Annotated in this window: 1 rRNA gene (only partly in view); it reads right to left on the bottom strand. The window is 53.2% G+C overall.

Annotated elements, in window-relative coordinates:
• Window positions 1–20 precede the first annotated feature (20 nt).
• Window positions 21–2781 (bottom strand): 23S ribosomal RNA (locus ASE71_RS24425) (it continues 61 nt past the right edge of the window).

The following is a 2781-nucleotide window of genomic DNA, read 5'->3' as shown; positions in this document are numbered from 1 at the left end:
GATGAGCATGAGCAATGGGAACGATCAAGCCAATCGAACGATTAGTACTGGTAAGCTTCATGCGTTGCCGCACTTCCACACCCAGCCTATCAACGTGGTCGTCTTCCACGGTTCTCAAGGGAATACTCGTTTTCAGGTTGGTTTCCCGCTTAGATGCCTTCAGCGGTTATCCATTCCATATATAGCTACCCTGCTATGCCCTTGGCAGGACAACAGGTCCACCAGAGATATGTCCATCCCGGTCCTCTCGTACTAGGGACAGATCCTGTCAATATTCCTACACCCACGGCAGATAGGGACCGAACTGTCTCACGACGTTCTGAACCCAGCTCACGTACCGCTTTAATTGGCGAACAGCCAAACCCTTGGGACCTGCTCCAGCCCCAGGATGCGATGAGCCGACATCGAGGTGCCAAACAACCCCGTCGATATGGACTCTTGGGGGTCATCAGCCTGTTATCCCCGGCGTACCTTTTATCCGTTGAGCGATGGCCCTTCCACGCGGGACCACCGGATCACTATGACCGACTTTCGTCTCTGCTCGACTTGTCAGTCTCGCAGTCAGGCGGGCTTATGCCATTGCACTCGACGACCGATTTCCGACCGGTCTGAGCCCACCATCGCGCGCCTCCGTTACTCTTTCGGAGGCGACCGCCCCAGTCAAACTACCCACCATACACTGTCCCGGATCCGGATAACGGACCGCGGTTAGACATCCATGACGATAAGGGTGGTATTTCAAGGATGGCTCCACAAGAACTGGCGTCCCTGCTTCAAAGCCTACCACCTATCCTACACATGCCGACACGAATGCCAGTGTAAAGCTATAGTAAAGGTGCACGGGGTCTTTCCGTCTGACCGCAGGAACCCCGCATCTTCACGGGGAATTCAATTTCACTGAGTCTATGCTGGAGACAGCGGGGAAGTCGTTACGCCATTCGTGCAGGTNCGGAACTTACCCGACAAGGAATTTCGCTACCTTAGGACCGTTATAGTTACGGCCGCCGTTTACTGGGGCTTCGATTCAGAGCTTGCACCCCTCCTCTTAACCTTCCAGCACCGGGCAGGCGTCAGACCCTATACGTCGTCTTGCGACTTCGCAGAGCCCTGTGTTTTTGATAAACAGTCGCTACCCCCTGGTCTGTGCCACCCCAACAGACTTGCGTCCCTTGGGGTCACGCTTCTTCCGAAGTTACGCGTGCAATTTGCCGAGTTCCTTCAGCATAGTTCTCTCAAGCGCCTTGGTATACTCTACCTGACCACCTGTGTCGGTTTCGGGTACGGTCTATACGGTGGAGCTATTTCCTGGAACCGCGTCCCCGCCCACACAATCCAATAAGTGTGAACAAGTTAAGCGATCCGTCACTACCACCAGGCCCACGAATATTAACGTGGTTCCCATCGACTACGCGTGTCCGCCTCGTCTTAGGGGCCGGCTAACCCTGCTCAGATTAACTTTAAGCAGGAACCCTTGGTCTTTCGGCGAGAGGGTCTCTCACCCTCTTTATCGTTACTCATGTCAACATTCGCACTTCCGATACCTCCAGGACCCCTCACGGGTATCCCTTCACAGGCTTACGGAACGCTCCGCTACCACACGTCTTGCGACGTATCCTCAGCTTCGGTGCATGGCTTTAGCCCCGTTACATTTTCGGCGCAAAGACCCTTATTTAGACCAGTGAGCTGTTACGCTTTCTTTAAATGATGGCTGCTTCTAAGCCAACATCCTGGTTGTTTTGGGATCCTCACATCCTTTCCCACTTAGCCATGACTTGGGGACCTTAGCTGGAGGTCAGGGTTGTTGCCCTTTTCACGACGGACGTTAGCACCCGCCGTGTGTCTGCCGACTAGTACTCCTCGGTATTCGGAGTTTGGTTAGGATCAGTAAGACGGTGAGTCCCCATAGCCCATCCAGTGCTCTACCCCCGAGGGTATTCGGTCGACGCACTACCTAAATAGTTTTCGCGGAGAACCAGCTATTTCCGAGTTTGATTGGCCTTTCACCCCTAACCACAAGTCATCCCAATCTATTGCAACAGATGCGGGTTCGGTCCTCCAGTTGGTGTTACCCAACCTTCAACCTGCTCATGGCTAGATCACTCGGTTTCGGGTCTAATGCGACGAACTGAACGCCCTGTTCAGACTCGCTTTCGCTGCGCCTTCACCTATCGGCTTAAGCTTGCTCGTCACACTAAGTCGTTGACCCATTATACAAAAGGTACGCTGTCACCCTTGCGGGCTCCAACTGTTTGTAGGCATCCGGTTTCAGGTTCTATTTCACTCCCCTTGTCGGGGTGCTTTTCACCTTTCCCTCACGGTACTTGTTCGCTATCGGTCATGCACGAGTACTTAGGCTTGGAGAGTGGTCTCCCCATGTTCAGACAGGATTTCACGTGTCCCGCCTTACTCAAGGACAATGAGTGTTCTACGTGTAAGGGGCTATCACCCTCTACGGCCGACCTTTCCATGTCGTTCCACTTTATTCCTCATTGCCACTGGCCTGGTCCGCGTTCGCTCGCCACTACTTGCGGAGTCTCGGTTGATGTCCTTTCCTGCAGGTACTTAGATGTTTCAGTTCCCTGCGTTCGCTTCTTACCCCTATGTATTCAGGATAAGATACCTTTAAACAATGCTTGGAAACCTAAGCCGTACTTGCGCACGACTTAAATTTTCCAAGCATTTAAGGTGGGTTCCCCCATTCGGAGATCCATGGATCAAAGCTTATTCGCAGCTCCCCACGGCTTATCGCAGCGTATCACGTCCTTCATCGCCTGTGCATGC

This window comes from Ensifer sp. Root954 (assembly GCF_001429005.1).
GTDB classification, from domain to species: Bacteria; Pseudomonadota; Alphaproteobacteria; order Rhizobiales; family Rhizobiaceae; genus Ensifer; species Ensifer adhaerens.
The sequence above is the reverse complement of the archived record's forward strand: the minus strand, read 5'-3'. Positions and strand labels throughout refer to the sequence as shown.